The organism is Asaia sp. SF2.1 (assembly GCF_000505765.1).
Taxonomy (GTDB): Bacteria; Pseudomonadota; Alphaproteobacteria; order Acetobacterales; family Acetobacteraceae; genus Asaia; species Asaia bogorensis.
In genome coordinates, this window is the sequence record NZ_AYXS01000001.1 from 130462 (window position 1) to 150806 (window position 20345).

19 protein-coding genes are annotated in these 20345 nt (G+C 59.8%); 8 read left to right on the forward strand and 11 right to left on the reverse strand.

Annotation, left to right across the window (positions count from 1 at the left end; genetic code table 11):
- Positions 1-101 precede the first annotated feature (101 nt).
- The gene (locus P792_RS21300) at positions 102-947 is read right to left on the reverse strand and encodes an undecaprenyl-diphosphate phosphatase (RefSeq protein ID WP_023977273.1); all 846 of its coding nucleotides are present in this window, start codon (positions 945-947) and stop codon (positions 102-104) included.
- 128 nt (positions 948-1075) lie between these two features.
- Here P792_RS21300 and P792_RS21305 point away from each other — a divergent pair, with 128 nt between their 5' ends.
- On the forward strand, positions 1076-1528 hold the full coding sequence (locus P792_RS21305; RefSeq protein ID WP_023977274.1) for an MlaD family protein: 453 nt from the start codon (positions 1076-1078) through the stop codon (positions 1526-1528).
- Positions 1529-1733: 205 nt separating this feature from the next.
- On the opposite strand, the gene P792_RS21310 is transcribed toward P792_RS21305, so the two are convergent.
- The 10 genes from P792_RS21310 to P792_RS0117590 all read right to left on the reverse strand — a co-directional run bounded on the left by P792_RS21310 (position 1734) and on the right by P792_RS0117590 (position 13104).
- Entirely contained in the window at positions 1734-2834 is a 1101-nt protein-coding gene (locus P792_RS21310; protein ID WP_023977275.1) for a hypothetical protein, read from the reverse strand.
- A 61-nt stretch (positions 2835-2895) separates the two neighbouring features.
- On the reverse strand, positions 2896-3492 hold the full coding sequence (locus P792_RS21315) for a DedA family protein (protein ID WP_023977276.1): 597 nt from the start codon (positions 3490-3492) through the stop codon (positions 2896-2898).
- Between the two features lie 112 nt (positions 3493-3604).
- Positions 3605-4366, reverse strand: coding sequence for an SDR family NAD(P)-dependent oxidoreductase (locus P792_RS21320; RefSeq protein ID WP_023977277.1), 762 nt, complete (start codon positions 4364-4366; stop codon positions 3605-3607).
- A 333-nt stretch (positions 4367-4699) separates the two neighbouring features.
- Positions 4700-5689, reverse strand: a complete 990-nt coding sequence (locus tag P792_RS21325; protein WP_023977278.1) for a sugar phosphate isomerase/epimerase — start codon at positions 5687-5689, stop codon at positions 4700-4702.
- Positions 5690-5783: 94 nt separating this feature from the next.
- Positions 5784-6725, reverse strand: a complete 942-nt coding sequence (locus P792_RS21330) for a LysR family transcriptional regulator (RefSeq protein WP_023977279.1) — start codon at positions 6723-6725, stop codon at positions 5784-5786.
- Between the two features lie 50 nt (positions 6726-6775).
- Complete coding sequence (locus P792_RS21335; RefSeq protein WP_235075359.1) at positions 6776-8245, reverse strand: carbohydrate porin; 1470 nt, start codon at positions 8243-8245, stop codon at positions 6776-6778.
- Positions 8246-8358: 113 nt separating this feature from the next.
- The gene (locus P792_RS21340) at positions 8359-9339 is read right to left on the reverse strand and encodes a 2-hydroxyacid dehydrogenase (RefSeq protein ID WP_023977281.1); all 981 of its coding nucleotides are present in this window, start codon (positions 9337-9339) and stop codon (positions 8359-8361) included.
- An 87-nt stretch (positions 9340-9426) separates the two neighbouring features.
- Entirely contained in the window at positions 9427-10233 is an 807-nt protein-coding gene (locus P792_RS21345) for a 2-keto-4-pentenoate hydratase (RefSeq protein WP_235075360.1), read from the reverse strand.
- A 103-nt stretch (positions 10234-10336) separates the two neighbouring features.
- On the reverse strand, positions 10337-11710 hold the full coding sequence (locus tag P792_RS21350) for an MFS transporter (protein WP_023977283.1): 1374 nt from the start codon (positions 11708-11710) through the stop codon (positions 10337-10339).
- 371 nt (positions 11711-12081) lie between these two features.
- A complete protein-coding gene (locus P792_RS0117590) occupies positions 12082-13104 on the reverse strand; it encodes a LacI family DNA-binding transcriptional regulator (RefSeq protein WP_031239868.1) in 1023 nt (340 codons plus the stop codon).
- A gap of 466 nt (positions 13105-13570) precedes the next feature.
- Here P792_RS0117590 and P792_RS37905 point away from each other — a divergent pair, with 466 nt between their 5' ends.
- The 7 genes from P792_RS37905 to metG are packed head-to-tail and all read left to right on the forward strand — an operon-like array spanning position 13571 to position 20344.
- On the forward strand, positions 13571-14026 hold the full coding sequence (locus P792_RS37905) for a hypothetical protein (RefSeq protein ID WP_023977284.1): 456 nt from the start codon (positions 13571-13573) through the stop codon (positions 14024-14026).
- Positions 14027-14069: 43 nt separating this feature from the next.
- Positions 14070-15107: a lytic transglycosylase domain-containing protein gene (locus P792_RS21355; RefSeq protein ID WP_023977285.1), complete on the forward strand. Its 1038-nt coding sequence runs from the start codon at positions 14070-14072 to the stop codon at positions 15105-15107.
- On the forward strand, positions 15094-15960 hold the full coding sequence (locus P792_RS21360) for an SPOR domain-containing protein (protein WP_031239871.1): 867 nt from the start codon (positions 15094-15096) through the stop codon (positions 15958-15960). The genes P792_RS21355 and P792_RS21360 overlap by 14 nt, the downstream gene beginning before the upstream one ends.
- Before the next feature lie 9 nt (positions 15961-15969).
- Positions 15970-17205 (forward strand): D-alanyl-D-alanine carboxypeptidase family protein, encoded by a 1236-nt coding sequence (locus P792_RS21365; RefSeq protein WP_023977287.1) that lies wholly within the window; start codon positions 15970-15972, stop codon positions 17203-17205.
- Positions 17206-17208: 3 nt separating this feature from the next.
- A complete protein-coding gene (gene tmk / locus P792_RS21370) occupies positions 17209-17868 on the forward strand; it encodes a dTMP kinase (protein WP_023977288.1) in 660 nt (219 codons plus the stop codon).
- Positions 17865-18806: an AAA family ATPase gene (locus tag P792_RS21375; RefSeq protein WP_031239872.1), complete on the forward strand. Its 942-nt coding sequence runs from the start codon at positions 17865-17867 to the stop codon at positions 18804-18806. The genes tmk and P792_RS21375 overlap by 4 nt, the downstream gene beginning before the upstream one ends.
- Positions 18803-20344, forward strand: a complete 1542-nt coding sequence (gene metG / locus P792_RS21380; RefSeq protein WP_023977290.1) for a methionine--tRNA ligase — start codon at positions 18803-18805, stop codon at positions 20342-20344. Before P792_RS21375 ends, metG begins: the two co-directional genes overlap by 4 nt.
- Position 20345 lies beyond the last annotated feature (1 nt).

A 20345-nucleotide genomic window follows, 5' to 3' on the forward strand; every position in this document is an offset into this window, starting at 1 on the left:
CGGAGGGTGGAGGTTCGGCCAGGTCAGGAATGATACTAATCGCCCATAGTGGAAAAGCCGATCATGCCGGATCGGCTGTCAAAGTGGAAATTATTTCGTTATCAAAAGAGAACGAGTGCGACGAGGGAGACGGCACCGGCTCCCATGCAATAGAAGGCGAAGGGCGACAAAGCCCATCGCTCATGATTGCGGAAATAACGCAGCAGAACGGCCGTGCTGATGAGCGCCGTCACACCCGCCGCGATAGCCGCAATGATGGAAATGCGGATCATGTCTGGGCTGACACTCATATGACGGAGCTGCCACGCCTCATGCACTGTCGCCGCCAGAACCGCAGGCTGCGCCATGAGCAGCGAGAACCGGGCAGCCGTCTCATGATTGAGCCCACAGACAAGCCCCGCATTGATGGTCGAACCCGAACGCGAGATGCCGGGGAAGAGTGCCAGACACTGCCACAGCCCGATGACCACCGCATCGCGGGCCGACATATCGGCAATGGCACGCTGGGGCATACGCCCCTTGTAAGACCGCATCCACTCGGTAACGAGCAGGATCACACCGTTCAGGATCAGGAAGATCGCCACAGCAGCAGGCGTACCGAAAATGACCTTCAGCTTGTGCTCGAACGCCGCACCGAAGATGACCACCGGAATGGTGGCCACAACCAGAAGCACCAGAATACGGATAGCTTCCTCTCGACGAGCCGCACCATGCATGCCGATTGCACCGGTAAAAATGGCCAGCCAGTCACGCCAGAAGAAGCAGAAAAGCGCAACCAGTGTGCCAAAATGCAGCATCGTCAGAAATGGCAGAAACAGCTCGCTCCGCTCGTCCAGATTCCAGTGAAGCAGGGCGGGAAGGAGGACTGCATGGCCGAGACTGCTCACGGGGAAGAGTTCGGTCAGTCCCTGGACGATGGCCAGAACCAGTGCTTGAAGCAGCGTCATGTCAGCTCAGTATGAAATAAATGTTTCCATCTCCTGCCTCACTGCGGCACGGATCGCAAGCCCGCGCTTGACCGTCACCGCAACTCGGGCGAAGAGTTCCGCTGATATAACAGGCAGGTGACGCAGATATGGCAGCAAAAAACCGGGGCGGCGCGATTCTGGCCAGCACAATGGTGCTGGCTATCGCAGCGGGCTTTGCTGTCTTTGCCGTGGCGCAGCGACACGGCCCGTCAGGAGACACACAGAAGCTTCATGCCCGCTTCGTTTCTGCCAATGGACTGGACGCGGGCGCTGCCGTCGTGCTGGCGGGTGTTCGCGTCGGCACAGTCCAAAAAATCAGCCTCGACCCGGCTACACAGATGGCACAGGTCGATTTCTCCATCGACCGCCATCTGTCCCTGCCTTCAGACACGATCCTGACCATCGCGGCCCCGACGATGACCTCGGAAAACGCCCTGGCCATCGAGCCTGGCACGTCCCGCGAGCGTTTGCCCTCTGATGGCACCATCACCAATACCCAGGCACCCACTTCGCTTGAGCAGCAGGTCAGCAACTATATCTTCGGGTCCGGCATCCAGTAGGCCGCATCGCCCCTGAATGAGGGTGATCCAACAAGGCGGGCAGGGGGGGCTTGGGCATCCTGCGCGGGCTTGTGCGCGTATCCACGACATCCGCAAAGGTTGTCCGGCCTGACAACCAAGGCGGTATCATCAAAACGCCACGAAGCAGAAGCGCGGGCGCTCAGGACGACTGCCGTCGATCTGCACCCGATACTGTCGAATACCCTTAGTCATTAAGGGGGTAGAGTGCGAGAAGGCGTCTTTGCTTGCGCCAGTAGCGCAGCATCGTATAGGCCCCGCAGGTTTTCCAGCCTTGTGCCCTATTCATCGCCCCGACACGAAACGCCATGCGATAGTGATAGAATTGCGCGCGATACGCCTCCCACAGCGTCGTGCGTGAATCCCATATATGTGTGGCCTCGGATCCGACGCCGTTGAGTTCGATGATCTCGAAATCCTCACCGTGTCGCAGAGCCTCGATCGAGGCCGCCTTGACGTCGATACGACCGAAATGGAATTCGCGGATATCGCCGATGATCTCGTCAAGGCGACGTGTGAGCGCGGGGGTGGCATCGGCGCAACCGTTGCGGAAGATAGAGCCCTTGCAGTGGTTGCCGGTAAAGACAAGCTGCACCGGCTCCCCCTTGGCGGGAACCGTGTCGAGACGATCCTTCAGGCGCGGCAGATAGATGTCGGGCAGCAGATTGGTTCGCGTATCGCGCGCAATGAGCTCGCGTATGGTTGCAACTCCGTCTCCCTCAAGGATCGGCGCTTCCTTGTAGGTGATCGAGGTGACGCGCCCTGAGGAAGCGCCCGGCTCACAGATATAGAACAGTCCGGCCTCGACAGGCCCGGTGGCGAGTGCCTGCGCCATGATACGCACATTGGAAGGGAACGTCTCGAGCACCCCGAGCAGCGCGTCCTCACTCTGGACGAGCTTCACCCCGGTTCCGTTGCACCCGATATCCGGCTTGATCACGGCTGGGAAATCGATGCCCTTCGTCCTCATGGCGGCGACCAAGTCACGCGCATCGTCATTGCGGCGTCCCTTGCGCAGCATCTGCGTGACATAGGGCGCGATCCAGCGTGTAGCGACCGGACCGGCCAGATCGAGAATACCGCTCTTGCTTTCGCCACAGAGCCCGCCCGTTTCGATCAGGGGGTTCGCCGCACTGGGTACGCTGAAATCGCCATAACGCAGGCCGAGACCGATCCAGTACAGAACGATCGGCGTATAGAAGATCGACCCGGGCCAGAACTCGAACAACGAGAGTGGATGCGGCTCCTTCTTTGTTTCTCCCTGTCGGGTTGCGGTCTCTGCGTCCATGCCAGTGTCATCGCAATCGGAAGAGTCGGGCAATCTGTAAGTCGTCTGAAGCATCTGCCACTCAGTCACTGAAAGTCTGGAACCGGGCAATCAGGCGCCCGACGAAAAGGATGGTCAGTATGAACCCCGCGATGCCAAACCAGCGCCAGCTCGCCATATGGACGGACATCCAGCCACCCACATGCAACGACACACTGAAAAGGAGCGAGGTCCAGATCAATGTAGCGACTACCGCGCTGGCCGCAAACGCGCCGAATGGTGCCCGGAAAAACCCGCAAGCCGTATAGAGCGGCAGACGGGCCCCGGGGATGAAACGGCTTATCACGACGGTGCGTACGACGTTGCGGTGAAACCAGCTGCGCCCCTTGTCGTGACGCGGCATGGTCAGCCAACGCCGGGCAGGGGGCCATTTCGCGCCCACAGCACCCAGGCCGTAGAGCCCGAGATCGCCCACAGCCACGCCGATATAGAGGGAGACAAGCGCCAGCGCGACGCTGATACGACCATCATCCACCGCCATGGCCGCGATCATGGTCGTGGCATCCTCGAGGATGAATGTGCCGATGATGACAGCCATCCCCTTGGACCACCATGCCGCACCGGCGATCGAGAGAAGGTGGTAGAGTGAACTGGTATGAAGAGGGGTGCCGTCGGACATGGCGCATCATGTGCCACGGCAACCCCCAAAACGCCAACAGGGCAATTGCGAATTGCTCCCGACTTGCAGCGTTCGATTGTAACGCCCGGCGGCGGAACGTCGATGCCGTAACCTATTGAAGATTTACAAAGCAGCCGCCATCGACCAGCAGGGCGGCACCCGTGACATAGCTGGCGAGTGACGAGCCTAGAAAGACGATTGGCCCTGCCAGGTCTTCCGGCTCGCCCAGCCTGCCGAGAGGGATGCGCGCGATCATCGCGCTGGCCTTCCCCTCAACGGCTAGATCCTCCTGATTGATTGGCGTCCTGATGGTACCGGGCAACACTGAGTTGCAGCGAATGTTATGTGGCCCCAGAGCAATGGCTGTTGACTGCATCAGCGAGTGAACGCCGGCTTTGGTGGGCGTGTAATGTGTCTGGAATTCCCCTCCAACCAGAGCCGAGATGGACGACACCGCAATGATCGCCCCACCGCGCCCCTGTCTGACCATCTGATTGGCCGCAGCCTGCACCATGAAATAGGCCCCGAGCAGATTAACGCCGATCGTCTTCTTCAACACGTCCGGCGGAAGGTCGAGAAAGGCGTGGAACGGGCAGATCCCGGCATTGCTAACAAAAACGTCCAGACCGCCCAGTTGTGACTCGATAGCGCTCATGAAACGGACTGCCGTTTCCGGCTCGGCCACATCGCCCTGCAGGTACAAGGCGCGCCGCCCGGTTAGCTCGATCTCATCGAGAAGACTGCGAACAGTCTCGGGGGCCACGATATCGGTTATGGCGACGTCAGCGCCCTGCCGCGCTGCTTCCAGGGCCGCCGCCTTGCCGATGCCTGAAGCGCCACCAGTAATTGCGAATACCTTGCCTTCGAGCAGCATCGTCTCGTCTCCTTCTATCCGGTCGCGTGTCGGGCCTGCGCATCCTGGCCTTGACGGAAGCAAGTCGCGTTGCAGCCCAGTCATACCTCAATGCCCCCCCCTGAACCCTGACTTCCGTTTGATGGACCAGGTTCAGGATTGGCCCTTGCGAGCCAGCCGGGGGTGCTCCCTCAAATCGCGTTGTAGCGGCGGCGGAGCACCATGCTCAATTCAGCTCTGCGCGAGCCCCGAAGGCGATGGACATGATACTCCTGAGGGAAAAGCAATGCTGATCATTAGCTACTCCGGCGCGTAAGCATTCCGCCCGACCGGCCCAGTTCCCCTGTGCCAAACCTAGAGCGGCAGGATCTGGCGCAGATAGTCGCGATTACGGGCCGCAACACTCAGGCCGTCGCCACCATAATGCTCGACCAGGAACGGGCTTGAATACCCGTACTCGAGCGCCATCGCGATGGCGGCTCGGTAGCTGATCACACCCTGCTCCATCGGCGCTGGCGCGGTAACGATCCTCCCGGTCGTCGCATCTTCGGTGCGCAAGTAGTTCTTCACATGCCAGTAGCGCAGATAGGGTGCGAGCTTCACCATCATGCTGTGCCAGTGCTCGACCGGACGATGCAGCCGCACAAGGTTGCCAATATCGGCATTGATCCCGCAGGCCGGGTGATCGACATCCTGGATGAAGCGAACGCTGGACTCAGCCGTCCCGAGATAGGTGTCCTCATACATTTCGAGCGAGAGCGTCACGCCCACGCTTGCTGCATGGTCGGCAAGTTCGCGGATACGTGAAACTGCCTTTTGCCACACAGCCTTATCCTCCGGGTCGCGATGACCCTGAGCGGTCCAGAACCAGAGTGCCTTCTTCTGGGCATCGTTCAGCGCTGTTGCGAAGCCTACCGCGATTTCACTTGCGCCCATCTCCGGCGCCACATCGATCACCCGATGGATATAGGCCAGATAGGCATCGGCCTTCGCCGGGTCAGGATCAATCACGGAGCGTCGCGAGGTCGAGATTGCAGGGATGGTCAGGCCGGCATTGGTGCAGAGCGCCAAAAACTCGCGTCGGCGTGCTGGCGTCAGGTCTGCCACACGCAGCCAGCTATCTGTCGGGTCGATTTCCGTGAATCCTGCACGGGACACTTCTGATATCGCCTTGGCCCACCCCTCGGTGGGTTGATCCTGCACCGAACTGCCGTCTGCCAGAACGGCGGGATACTGGATCATGGCCGCAGCAATCGGCCAGTTTTTCGCGTTGTAGCGGTGTTCTGATTTATTGTCTGTTGCTGTGGATTGGGGGGTGGGGGCGTTCTCAACCGGGGCGGACATGATCACATTCCTTGCAACGATGCGTCCGGCACATTGAGAGTCGGCACCAGACGCGGCCAAGCAAAGACGGTGCAGATGGTCTTGTCGATCAGAGTTATCCGATGCCGCTATCGGCTTTTCCGATAGCCCGCTCCCGTAAAGCGTCCCACACGAACTGTGCTGCGGGTGACAGGGCACGGTCTCGCATCCGGATGAGATGATAGGGCCCGATGATATCAGGCAGCGAAACCGGCAATTCGCCAATCATGCCCGTCTTTTCGAACATCCTGAAAAGTGAGCGGGGCAGTACCGAGACCATGTCGGATTGCGTAAGCAGGTCGATCGTCGCGAGAACGGAGGACAGTTCGGTCAGGCGCTGGGGCATGGGCAATCGCGCCATCGTGAATATTCCCTCGAATGCACGGCGGAGCGGGCTGGGCTGCATCTGTACGATCCATCGCTGGTGTATCAGCGCATTAAGGTCAAGCGCCTCCGCCTGAAACAGAATATTGTCGCACCCTGCAACTACCAGGAGCGGCTCATCGGATATCTCCTCAATGGTGAGGAGATCATGGCCAATACCCTCCATTGGGCGGCCTAATGCGATATCAATCCGCCCCGATTGCAGAAGGGCCATGAGATCATCGCTGGTGGTCACCCTGAGGGTAAGACTGATTTCGGGGTGGCTGCGCGTTGTTGACGCCAGAACCGGGGTCACAATTTCATGGAGTGCGGCGCCAATCGCGCCAATACTGACAGTCCCTGTCAGCCCGCGTTTGACGGCCTGGAGATCCTCACGCAGGCGCCCGAGATCAGCCAAAATTTTTTCGGCGTGACGTATCGCAACCCGTCCGGCGTCAGTCGGAGTCAGACCGTGGGAATGCCGCTCAAAGAGCTGTGCGCCGAGGTCATCCTCCATATCCTGCAGCAGCTTGGATGCGGTAGGCTGCGACAGGTTGAGTGAGCGCGCCGCACGGTTGAGCGACGGCTCAAGGCTGATCTGCTGCAGAAGCAGGAGCTGCCTGAATTTCAGCCGGAAGATAAGCGCGTCCATCATAAGCAGAAGGTGACGGCTTTGCTGCCCTCTGTCACCTCACAACCGTACCGTCAGAGCACGGCATGAATCTTGAAGCCGATTGCATCGACCTGCGGTTTGTCCGCCTGCAGATTGGTGCGCCAGATATGCTGATAGTCAGGCTGGATCGAAAACCCACGGAAAGCATGGATGCTGTAGGTCGCCTCGAACGTCATCAGATGGCTCTGCGGGTAGGTGGCAGAACCCGGCAGGGGAAGTCCGCGCCGGTATCGTATCCATTGTGACGCCACAAGCTGGCGACTGGCGAAGGTCTCTGACCACTCGAGGCCAAACGTATCTTTCGGACGTGACGGAATGATCCCGCGATCGACAATCCCGGCATAGACCTGCCAGTCATACACACTGTTCTGGCCCTCGCTTTTCGTCGCACCCGCGAGCGCATAGAGCCCCTGCAACGGGCCATGGCCATTGCGTATGAGCATCTGGTCACCTTGCAACCATATCTGCGTCTTGCCATTGGTCCAGCGATAGGGCTGACCCGATGCGGCAGCGGGATTCATATTGCTGTCGTAATAGAGATCCCGATAATTCGATGAATCATAGGCAACGCCAAACTTGTAATGCCCGACAAGCTGGTTTTTGCCAAAAGACGGGATCAGACCGATCTCTGTTGGCACGTAAACGCCGGTATAGAGCTCTGTACCCATCCGGAAACCCGTGCGGTCATACTGGTTGGAATTGAGATACGGATTGACGCCGTATAATCCCGACTGGACATAAATGCCGTGCAGCGGCCAGTAACGCACACGCGTTCCCCAGGTCGAGCCCGGATAGGTGCCATAGCCCGCGGCTGTGCGCGTCAGCGATTTCGGGATGCCGCAATTGGATTTGTTCATGAAGGTGCAGAACAGGGGCGAATTGGCGAAGTCGATATTGACGGGCATCTTGCCCAGCGCGATCTGCATGCGATTATGCAGCAAATCCTGCGTGCCATACACATAGACAAGATGCACCCCGACATTGCCGCCGCCGCCATAGATTTCCTGAAAACCGTTCAACGAGCGTTCACCCAGATCGGACGCCAGATTATGCCCGGCACGATTGACGATGACTGCATGGGTAATGAACCCTTGCCACCCCACAAGTCTGGACCAGTCGAGATCAAGCTCAACGCCAATCTGATGGGCGTAGCCCGCGTCGCCTGCATGTCCGGCATTGAGCACCATGGCACTTTCACTGGTATAGTCAGCCACAATGCCAATGCCTGTGCGATTGAGGCGCTTAATCAGCCGTTCCCACGGCAGAACCATGCTTTCAACCGGGGGCGTGAACGCCGTATTGGCATAGGACGTCGGTGTATCAAGGGCAAAAAGCGGCGCGGTTTCAGAGATCGGCCCGCGATACTGCGCCCAGGCATTCTGGGTCAGGGCGAGGCATAAGAGGCCGCACCCCAGGCCCGCCGGGAGGAGCCCCGCGCGACGGACGAGCGGGTTCATTGACCGCGCGACTGGCGCGGTCCTTAGCAAGAAACTCGTTTTCATGAGCGTCTATCCTTGCCTGCGCCTCAACGTGCGCAGATCACGGTCACACAGCCTGCTGCCCAACCCCACGCAGGCTTTTCACCTCGTGGTTGCAGGCGCTGGTCTGGCGCTGCCTAGCTTGCCGGTTCCGCTTCGCGTGCCGCTACAGGCGCCGATGACGCAGGAACTGTTGCAGGGAACACAGGCGTCAATAACGGGGTACCTGCGAAATGAGCCACCAGATTATCCAGCACGAGCCGCCCCATAGCGGTACGCGTCTCGATGGTGGCGCTGGCGCGGTGCGGTTGCAGCACGACGTTACCCATGGTCGTGAGCGCCTGCGGCACGCGCGGCTCATCAGCAAACACATCGAGCGCGGCGCGGCCAAGCCGCCCGTCCTGAAGCGCCCTGACAAGGGCCTCCTCATCGACCACGCTGCCACGCGCCACGTTCACCAGAAGCCCCTCCGGCCCGACAGCCTCGATAATGGCCTCACTGATCAGATGGCGGGACTGCGCCCCGCCTGAGGCCGCAACAACCAGAACGTCGCTGGCTTCAGCAAGCGCCTTAAGGTCTGCCACGAACGGAATCCCCGGCAGGGAGAGGTCCCTGCGGCTGAAATACGAAACCGGCATGGAGAAGGCCTGCGCCCGCCGCGCGATGGCCTGCCCGACCTGACCCATGCCCACAATGCCGAGTTTCGCCCCGCTGACCTTGCGCGATAGCGGCAATCCCTTGCTACCCCATAGCCCTTGTCGCACCAGCGCATCGCCGGGCAACAGGTCCCGCAGGGCTGACAGTATAAGGGTCATCGCGAGATCGGCCACATCGTCGGTCAGAACATCACGCGTGACGGTCACGGCGATATTGCGGCGCGTAGCCTCGACCAGATCCACCGCATCCGTACCGATGCCGTTAATGGTGATGATCTCCAGATCGGGCAGCGCGTCCATCAGCTTGCGAGGCAGCCCCGTACCGCCGCCGGTCACCACCCCGCGTATCGATACGCCCGAAGGAAGCGTCTCACCATTCCAGCGATGAAGCACGTAGCCTTGCTCAAGCTCGGCTTCCACAAATGGCATCATGGGTTCGATAAGAAGGATATGAGGTTTCACGGGAATGTCCTATCTCTGGAAGAAAGTCTGGGTCCGACCCGATTGACGGGTTAATTTGTGCCTGGTGAGCCGATGTCAGCACGTCGTTCAGGGTAACTCGACCGTAACGGGGGGAAGATGGGCGATCCTTGCCGTGGCCGTCATGCCCGGTGGGACGAAAATGGTGTCGGTCATCGATCCCGTTGTGATCATGCAGCCCGCCATAAGGGGGATACCTCTGTCCATTGCGTGATTGGCCAGCCAGACCAGCAAACGACGCGGATCGCCCGCCGAATTGCCCCCGATATGCTCGATCACACGACCATCACTGAAGGCGAGGCGAACCGTATCGCAAAAAGGGCTGAGACGTTGCCACGCCTTCGCGCCTTGGCCGATAACAAGTGCGCCGTGGCTCGCCTGATCAGCCAGATGCACGAGCCGTGGCTGGGAGCCGGGCCGCACAAAACGTGTGTCGATGATCTCGATGGCGGTATGGACACTGTCGATGGCGTCCATCACCTCGCCAAGCGACCAGGGCTGGTCGCGCCATGGCAGGTCACGGCCGAGACGATAGACGATTTCCGCTTCCACCCCGCGATGACGACACAGACCCGGTGCCAGCGTCGTATCGCCGTTAAAGAGGGTCGCTTCATGCAAAGGCGCTGCGAACGGAAGCCCGGTGGGCGAGGGCGCGCCAACTTTCCAGCCCATGATGTTGCCCTGATCAACAATCAGAGCAGCAGCAACAGCGTCCTGTATGCGATAGGCGTCGTCCTCTGTCCGTGGAACCTCGCTGTCGTCCAGCGCCTGCAGCGGGGCGCGTGTATGGCGACCACTCAACAGACGCACAGCAGCTGACGCCGTATCGCAGACAAGGGAGATCTCACCGGGAGGTGCGAGGTCGAGCGTGATCATGCGGAAACTCCCGATCGATCATGAAGGTAAACACTATGCGGTGCGATGAGGCACGGACTCACAACAGCCCATGCGAAGGCCATAATCGCGTATCTGAGGCTCTTCACAGCGCATCTTCCTGCGCCATCAGATCGCGTCCTCTGGTTTCCGGCACATAGAAAGTCGCGAGGATGGCAAGGCATGCCAGAAAGACGACATAGACGGACAGCGGGATCCAGGCGTATTTGCCACTCCCGACGCCGCCAATATGAAACCTTGCGAACATCGCGATGAGAAATTGCCCGACCATTGGCGACACGCCACCCGCGATGACGGAAGAGAATTCGCGTGTGAACGAGACAGCCGTGTAGCGATGGCGCAGCCCGAACATTTCGGGCAGCAGGGCCCCTTGCGTGCCGAACATTCCCCAGGTTGCTACCCCGAGCGCGAAGGACAGGGCGATCGCCGAGGGTATAGGGTGGCCCTGACTGAATACATACCAGACAGGCAGGGCGCTGACGGCCTGAAGCAGCGCGAAACCACGATAGACACGCACACGCCCCAAGCGATCACTCAACCACCCTGCAACGGGGATGGTCACTCCGCCCACAAGTGCTGCGCCAATCAGGACCAGGGTGCCCCACTGGCTGTTCATGCCTATTGTGTGCACGAGATAGCTGATCGCGAGCACCTGATAGATCGACGAGCCCCCGTTTTCGGCCATGCGTAAACCCATTCCCGCCAAAATCGGCCGCCATGAGGCCGTCAGCGTCTCACGCAGCGAGCCGGTCTCGTCATGACGCTCATCTTCCTTGATCTTGGCGAAAGTCGGTGACTCCTTGAGCCTCATGCGCATGTAAAGCGCGATGAGAAGCAGGACAGCACTGCCGACAAAGGGAACACGCCAGAGCATGGTCTGGGTGATATCCGGGACACCGGTCAGCATGGCATAATAGATGAGCCCGGCCGCGACCGTCCCGATCTGGATGCCTAGAAAGGGCAGGGCCGCGTAGTAGCCACGACGCTTGCGCGGGGCACACTCGGTCATCATGACGGCAGCCCCTGCCTGCTCCGCGCCCGCGCCGAAGCCCTGCGCCATACGCAGGAAAACGAGCAGAAGGGGCGCCATGATGCCGATGCTCTTGTAAGTCGGGATAAGGCCGATAAAGGCGCTGGCAAGCCCCATCAGCGTGACAGTGAGCAGCAATACGCGCTTGCGACCGTAGCGATCGCCCAGACGACCAAAGAAGATCCCGCCTAGAGGACGCACCGCAAAACCGATAAAATAGGTGGCGAAGCTCGCCACCAGACCGAGGCCGGGAATATTGCTCGGGAAAAAGAGCGGGGCGAAGATCAGGGCAGAGGCGAGGCTATAGAGCGCAAAGTCATAGTACTCCATCGCGCTGCCAATCGAGCATGTCCAGGCGGCACGGCGTAGTTCCTGCGGCGACATCTCGGGGCGAAGCGCGTCGTTGGCCTCGGTTTGGGGAGAACGCATGGCGACCGTTGCGCTGTTTCGCTGAAGAGCCAGACTCACCATCAGACTTTCTCCGCATTGTGAGGAGACACAATGTGGAGGTCATCGCCGGGGCGCTGAACGAGGCTCGACGTAAGATGGAATAAAATCATCACATACCGCCTTGCTTCACTCCATCGACCGCCGCGATACCATTTAGATCGATCCAAAAGAAAATCATCAGACGATCTCGGAGGCTTAACCGCGGGGATGGAGGAGACTTTTGTGGAACTTACAATTCTGTAATGACTGTTGAACGCTTTTTCGAAACAAAAGTCACACCTTAAATGTGACACATCTATCAATGATCTGTGATGCGGCGTTAAATCGCTGACACGATCGGACCTGGCTGATCACGCGCTTTCACGCAAAATCAGCTCCGGCGCGATGACTTGCTTTTCCTCGCGCCGCGCAGGTCGTGTCATCCGCTTTTGAAGGAGGCGCGCCGCAGCAGCCCCGACCAGCCGTGGCATCGTGGCGATCGTGGTCAGCGCGGGATAAGAGGCAGAAGCTGCGGGAAGATCATCCATGCCGATCACGGCAAAACCGCTTCCTACATGGTTGCCCACCACGACACCGCGCCGACGGAGCTGATTTATCAGCGCGAGCGCCATGATGTCATTGTAGCAGATGGCAGCTTCTGGCGGTCCAGGAGAGTCCAGAAGAGCATCAACCTTACGCTCATCGTAACGGCTGTCACGCGTGCCATCGATGATCGCCACATCCAACAGACCCAGGCGCGCCGCCGCCTCATGGAATCCCTGTACGCGCGCCAGAGCTGCGGAATGCGTTTCCATATTCCCCACATAAACCACCCGCCTCCGCCCTGTGTCGACGAGATAGGCGAGGGCCGCATCGATCCCGGCAGCATAATCGACTGTCACGTAGTCACGCTGGGCGCCAGGCACCTCACGCAATACCTGAACAAAGGGCAGGCCGAGCCGGTCCAGCTCCGCTATCAATGCGGAATCACTGCCGATCGCCGGGCAGATGATCAGGCCGTCGATGTTGTGTTCACGCAAGCGCTGGATCTGCTTCGCCTGTCGTTCCGGCGACTCACCGCTATTGGCGATGAATGACACGATCTCTTGCGCGTCATTTACCTCCTCCACGCCTGCAGTCAGCGTGCTGAAGAATGGATTGGCGATATTTGACAGCACAAGGCCGATGGTTCCCGTGCGGTTCTGCCTCAGATTGGCTGCGCCACGATTGTAGATGTAGCCAAGGCTATGCATGGCGGCCTGGACCTTTTCGCGCGTCGCCGCGGCAACCAGTGGGCTGTTGCGCAGCACGAGTGAGGCCGTCGCGCGTGAGACACCGGCCTCGCGCGCGACATCGAGCAGATTGACGGACACACCGCTCTGTTCAGACTTCATGCGTTAAAGACCTCACGGCTCGATAATGATCGGTTAACAGAAAAGACGATATAACGGAGAAGTATCTGCTGGATCTCAAGAGAATCACCGCGAATCCCGTGTCAAAATTCAGGACTTGTGCGGTCAACATACTGACAATCCACGGGCAATATTTTGCAAACATATTGAATTTCATCATTATCGTTTTGTAATACTCTGCAAACCTATGATTTCTATGCAGTTTGTCACTGGACCACAGGATAACCGCGTCATAGAAGCTGCCTCATGTTTTGACTGTCCCGGTGCGAAATCATCCAGAATGGTTACGAAACGGTAAACAGGAAACGATCATTAACGATCACTCCGGCGATGAGCCAATACTAGGCTGATATCCGGACCATGTTGCAAGGCATTGGCGGGAAATACGCCTCCCGCCATCAAAAGCGCTCAACGCGCGTAGCGATATTTTATTTTGGGGGATTCTCTCTTGGCAAAAGCAGCCCGGTCCCGGACGACCACCACCCGTAAGAAGAATCAGACAGACACCTCTGCTTCTGCCCAGGCAGGCGTCAAGACGCCCTCTACCGCGACTGACCTGCTCGATCAGGTTTCCGAGGTCGCTGCACCGGTGGCGGACGAAGCTCCGGTAACGTCGCCAGCCCCGGTAGCCGAGCCAGCCGAACCTTCAGGTTGCGGGTATCCTGCCGAGGCTCTTTACTTCGATGCCAACTGGTATCTCGCCGCGTATCCCGATGTCGGAGCCTGCGGTCTGGACGCGGTCGAGCACTTCATGACGCATGGCTATCTCGAGGGCCGCGACCCCAATGGCCATTTCAGCGTCGCTGAATATATTGCTGCGAACCCGGACATTCCCTTGACGATCAATCCATTCCTGCACTTCATCATGCATGGTGCTGCCGAGGGTCGAAAGCTTCATCCCTGAGCTGAACCGGGGGTGGCACCCTCTGGAAAATAAATAGGCAAGGATGACACTGGTGCTTACCCGACGCTCTATACTGGCCGCGACAGCGGCCGCCCCCTGCCTGTACGGGACCAGCCTTGCCGGAACGCTTGGGCACAAAGGGAGTGCCCATGTTCATAAGCAGGCTACTTCCGCTGCATCGGGCAGCAGTTATGCCGCGTTTCTCGACACTCTGCGCAGCGAGGCCATCGGTAAGGGAATCGCCGCCTCGACTCTGTCGCGTGCCTTCGCCCTGACACGCGAGCCCAATGCGCGCGTTATCAAGCTTGACCGGCATCAACCGGAATTTACCCTGACCTGGGCGCAGTATCGCGAACGTGTGATCAGCACGACACGCATCAGCCAGGGGCAGGCCGCTTATCAGCAGCGTGCGCAGATGCTTGAAGCCACAGGCAAGATGTACGGGGTCGATCCACGGGTCATCGTCGGCATCTGGGGGCTGGAATCAGGTTTCGGTCGCAAGATCGGTACATTCTCGGTCATCGATGCGCTCGCGACACTCGCTTATGACGGCAGGCGCGCCAGCTTCTTCCGTGGCGAGCTGTTCAAGGCGCTCCAGATTCTCGATCATGGCGACATTCAGCCAGAAGCGATGCTCGGCTCTTACGCAGGGGCAATGGGGCAGCCGCAATTCATGCCTAGCGCCTATCTGCACTACGCCGTTGATGCCGACCATGATGGCAGACGCAATATCTGGACCAGCGAGCAGGATGTATTCGCCTCTGTTGCCAATTATCTGCATGGCAGCGGCTGGGAGCCCGACGCCCCCTGGGGACAGGCCGTGACGCTCACAAAGGATATCCCGCAGGGGCAGCTTGGACGAGGCAACAAGCAGACGCTTGCCTCATGGATGGCGCTTGGTGTGCGCCGCGAAGATGGGTCCGCCTTCTCGCGCAGTGATGTAACGGGCGCTGTCATTCGCCCTGATGGTCCCGGCACGGACGCCTTCATGGTCTATCGCAATTTCGATGTGATCCGGCGCTATAACCCGTCCGATTTCTATGCTCTCGGCGTTGGATTGCTCGGCTATGCGGTCGCTTAAGGGCCGCGCGGCGTTTCTGGTCGCGACAATCGGGCTCGCAGGGTGCCACCATCATGAAACGCCAAGACAGGCCGCACCGCATTACATGGTGGGCACTGCTTGGCAGGGGAGTGACAGCTGGTTTTATCCTGCCGAGCATTTCAATCTCAACGAGACAGGCCTTGCAGTAATTGCCACTGCGCCCAAAGGGGGCGTTACGGCAGATGGCGAAATCTGGTCAGCCAATGCCATGACGGGCGCGCATCAGACGCTTCAGCTTCCGTCTGTGGTCACGGTGCGCAATCTTGCCAATGGCCGCATGGTCAGGATCAGGCTGAATGATCGCGGGCCATCAAGCGCGGCACGGGTGCTCGCCGTCACGCCGCGCGTGGCGACCCTTCTTGGCATGGGTACAACCCCGACGCCGGTCGAGATCGTTCAGGACGAGGCCATGAGCCGCCAGATTGCCGATTCCAATCCGAATGCACCGAAACTCGAAATCAGCGCAGCTCCACGCGAGGCCATCACGGCGCAGTCTCTCGACGATGGCACAACCCAGACACTTGGCATGAAACAGAACGACCGTGAGGCCGGACGCCAGACGCTTTATGTGCCCGACATGCCGCAAACGGTCATGCAGGGACAGGCCCAGATGCCCTATTACCGTGTGATTCTTGGCAGTTTCTCGGGGCATGCAGCGGCTGCACGTGTGGCTGAACAATGTGGCGCTGACATCAGCCAGACGGCGGGTGTGGCGGGATCATTGCCGTGGACGGTTGCGTTGGGCCCCTTCACCGCTGTATCCGAGGCGGACAGGGCATTAGCCCAGGCGCGCCAATGCGGTGGCACGGGCGCGCATATTGTGGCCAGGTAAGGTGTTGACGTGCGGACAAGACGTTTTCTGCTCTCGGGTGCGGCTGGGTTAGCCGTTTCAAGTCAGTTTGCTTTCGCGCGCCCGCGACGTGGCAAGGTAGCGTCCAGCGCTGCGGCGGCAGCCACCCCCAATGCTGCCACAGCCAGCACGGCCACACCGGCATCCACGCCGATCGGCCCGCTCGACACCGTAGCGCGCTGGGCCTGCATCATCGATTTCGATACGGGCGCAACCCTGCTGGAAAAAGCAGCGGACGAGCACATGCCGCCATCCTCTCTCACCAAGATGATGACCGCCTATATCACGTTCGGCATGATCCGGGCGGGCCATCTTAGCCTGACCCAGTCTCTGCCGGTCAGTGAGAAGGCATGGCGCACACAGGGCTCGAAGATGTTCGTGCCTCTGGGCCAGAGCGTAACCGTCTCGGATCTGATTGAAGGCATGGTCATTCAGTCCGGCAATGATGCCTGTATCGTATTGGCTGAAGGCATTGCCGGGTCGGAAGAGCAGTTCGTCAATCTGATGAATCAGACGGCCGCCAAGCTTGGCATGACCAACACTCACTTCATGAACTGCACCGGCCTGCCGGATGAGTCGCAGTATATGAGCGCTCGTGATGTCAGCCGCGTCGCGATGCACCTGATCCGTGACTACCCCGAATATTACCATCTCTTCTCCGCGACAGAATTCACGTACAACAATATCAAGCAGGGCAATCGTAACGTCCTGGTGGACAAAGGTCTGGCAGACGGTCTCAAGACCGGCCACACCGATGCTGGCGGCTATGGTCTGTGCGCCAGCTCCAAGCGTGATGGCCGTCGCATCATCATGACCATCAACGGCACGTCTTCCATGAATGAGCGCGCTCATGAGGGCGAGCGCCTTCTTGGCTGGGCCTTCGCCAATTTCGAGAACGTCACCCTGTTCCATCATGGTCAGGTGGTCGATCATATGCCGGTCTATATGGGCGAGGCCGCCGAGGTCGCGCTTGTCGGTACCCGTGATATCGTGCTGACCCTGCCTCATGGCTGGCAGCAGCGCAGCAAGATCAGCGTGGAATATCCGTCACCCGCCATTGCCCCTGTCATGGCCGGACAGACGATCGGTGCGCTTGTGCTCCAGAATCAGGGAATGCCGGATATCCGCCTCGATCTCGTCGCCGCCAATGCCGTGCCGCGCCTCGGGCTGGTGGGCCGGGCCCTTGCACGACTGGGCCATGGCCCCAAAGCCGCGCCCCATAGCTGAGGCGTGAGCGGGCTGTTCATCACCTTCGAGGGCGGAGAAGGGGCGGGGAAATCCACCCAGACCCGCCTCTTGCACGCGGCGCTGATTGCCGCAGGGCATGAAGTACTTCTCACCCGCGAGCCCGGTGGCTCGCCGGGTGCCGAGGCCCTGCGTGAACTGATCCTGTTCAACGAGGCGCCTCTTTCCCTGCGGGCGCAGGCTCTGGCGCATATGGCGGCGCGTGCCGATCATCTCGACAGCGTCATCCTTCCCGCCTTGTCGCGGGGTGAGATCGTGATCTGCGATCGCTTTCATGACTCAACCCTTGTCTATCAGGGCTATGGTCTTGCCAAGGGCGATAGCACCACGCTTGCGTTCATCCAGTCCCTGCGGGCCCTGCTGGCCTGCGAGCCGGATCTGACCCTGATGCTCGAAGTTCCCCCGGCAATCGGGGCTGCCCGTGTGGCTGCAAGGGGCGGGCGGCTGGACCGCTACGAGCAGGAACAGGAAGCCTTCCACACCCGTATTGCCGAGGGTTTTGCGCTGGTCGCCCAACAGGATCCAGACCGGGTCAAACGGGTCGATGCCTCGCAGACACCCAAAGAGGTCGCTGCCGGGATTATGGCCATTGTCGCGCCTCGTTTGATCGGCTTACCCATCGACACGCCACCCTGCGGTTCATGAGCGGCGCTGAGAACCCGGCTGCGAGTGCCCTGATCGGGCATGAGGCGGAGAAAGCCCTGTTCCGGCAGGCGCTGGAATCCGGTCGCCTGCATCATGGATGGATGATTCATGGCGATTCAGGCATCGGCAAGACAAGCTTTGCCTTCGACTGCGCCAGAGTGCTGCTGAATGGTACGGATCGGCAGAGCCGTGCCGGACGACAGATTACAGCAGGCACCCATCCTAATCTTTTGCTGATCACCCGGCGCATGGACGAAAAGCGCAAGCGCATGCGTCAGGAAATTGTGGTGGATGACGTCCGCCCCGTGCAGGATTTTCTGCATCATACGGCTGCGGACGGCTCCTGGCGCGTCGTCATTGTCGATGCCGCCGAAACCCTCAACCGCAACGCGGCCAATGCGCTGCTCAAGCTGCTTGAGGAACCGCCCACCGATACGGTATTTTTTCTGACCTGTCCTTCACCCTCGGCTTTGTTGCCCACCATCAGAAGCCGCTGCCGTCTGCTGGGGCTGGCCCCGTTGCCGGCCGAGCAGACGGCCGCCGTGCTCAGGGCGCAGGGCAGAAGCGTTGCCGAACTCCAGACCCTTGTCGCGCAGGCGCATGGTGCGCCTGGCCGCATCCTTTCTGCCGATCAGGGCACAGACAGAGCGGCGCGCGATCTCGCCACGGCGCTTTTGGCGACCGGCGAAACACCCGATGCAGACAGTCTAGCTGCTTTCCTGCGTCACGATGACGGTTTTGCCGTGCTCTGTTCTTTGCTAGGACAGGGGCTTGCAGACCGCGCCAGAACACTGGCGGGGCAGGGGAAGCTTGCCGAGGCCAGCCAGGCCGCCGAGGCTTTCTCCGCCCTTCAGGCGCTACAGCGCGAGACCGAGCGGTTCAATCTGGACAAGAATCAGGCTGTCAGACAGGCAGCCGCCATAGCGAGTGCTCCATGACCTCACGTTACTACGTCACCACCCCCATCTACTACGTGAATGGCGCACCCCATATCGGCCACGCCTACACTTCCATCGCTGCCGACGTGCTTGCGCGGTTCAACCGTCTGGATGGCAAGGACGTGTTTTTCCTGACCGGTACGGACGAACACGGACAGAAGGTGGAACAGGCCGCCCAGACTGCCGGTATCGATACCCAGAGCTTTACGGATGGCATCGCAGCCGATTTCCGCAGCATGGCGGATGCGATGGGCATTTCCTATGACGATTTCATCCGCACTACCGAACCGCGCCATAAGCAGGCCGCTCAGGCATTGTGGGAAAAAGTCGCCGCAAATGGTCATATCTATCTCGATGCCTATGAGGGCTGGTACGCGCTGCGCGACGAGTGCTTCTATTCTGAGGACGAGCTGACAACGCATGCGGATGGCCGCAAGACAGCCCCGACGGGTGCGCCCGTCGAGTGGGTGCGCGAACCTTCCTATTTCTTCCGTCTCTCCGCGTTCGAAGACAGGCTGCTGGCGCTCTATGAGCAACACCCCGAATTTCTTGGCCCGATGGGACGACGCAACGAGATCGTCAGTTTCGTCCGTCAGGGGCTGAAGGATCTCTCCATCAGCCGCACCAGCTTCAAATGGGGTATCCCGGTCCCTGGTGATGCCGATCATGTCATGTATGTCTGGTTCGACGCCCTGACCAACTACCTCTCGGCGCTCGGCTATCCCGATTTCAGCGCTGAGCGCATGAAATACTGGCCGGCCTCGGCACATATCGTCGGCAAGGATATCATCCGCTTCCACGCCGTGTTCTGGCCCGCCTTCCTCATGGCTGCCGAGATCGACCTTCCGCATTCGGTTTTCGCCAATGGCTGGTGGACGATCGAGGGCGAAAAAATGAGCAAGTCGATCGGCAATGTCATCGACCCGCGTGATCTGGTGGCCAGCTATGGCCTCGACCCTGTGCGCTTCTTCCTGCTGCGCGAAGTCCCGTTCGGTGGTGATTCCGATCTCAGCAAGCGCTCCTTGGTCAATCGCCTGAATGTGGAACTCGCCAATGATCTCGGCAATCTGGCCCAGCGCACACTGAGCCTGATCGCGCGGAATTGCGACGCCACATTGCCTGCCTTTGACGCACTTAGCGAAGATGACAACACGCTTCTGGCCAGTGCATCGCTGCTGCCCGAACTCCTGCGCGGTCAGATGGGACGCTTCGCCCTGACTGACGGGCTGGAAGAGGTCTGGAAAGTTATCCGTGCCTGCAACAGCTATATCGACCGTCAGGCCCCGTGGGCGCTGAAGAAGACCGATCTCGTGCGCATGGCCACGGTTCTGCGTGTTTTGCATGAGGCCATGCGCCATATTGCCATCCTGCTGCAGCCCTATATGCCGGGGACCATGGACAAGCTGCTCACACAGCTTGGTGTCGCTGAGACTGCACGCGATTTCGCCTCCCTTGCCACACCGCTCGATGCCGGTATTGCGCTGCCCGCGCCACAGGGTCTGTTCCCCCGCTATGTCGAGCCCGAGATTGCAGCGTGAC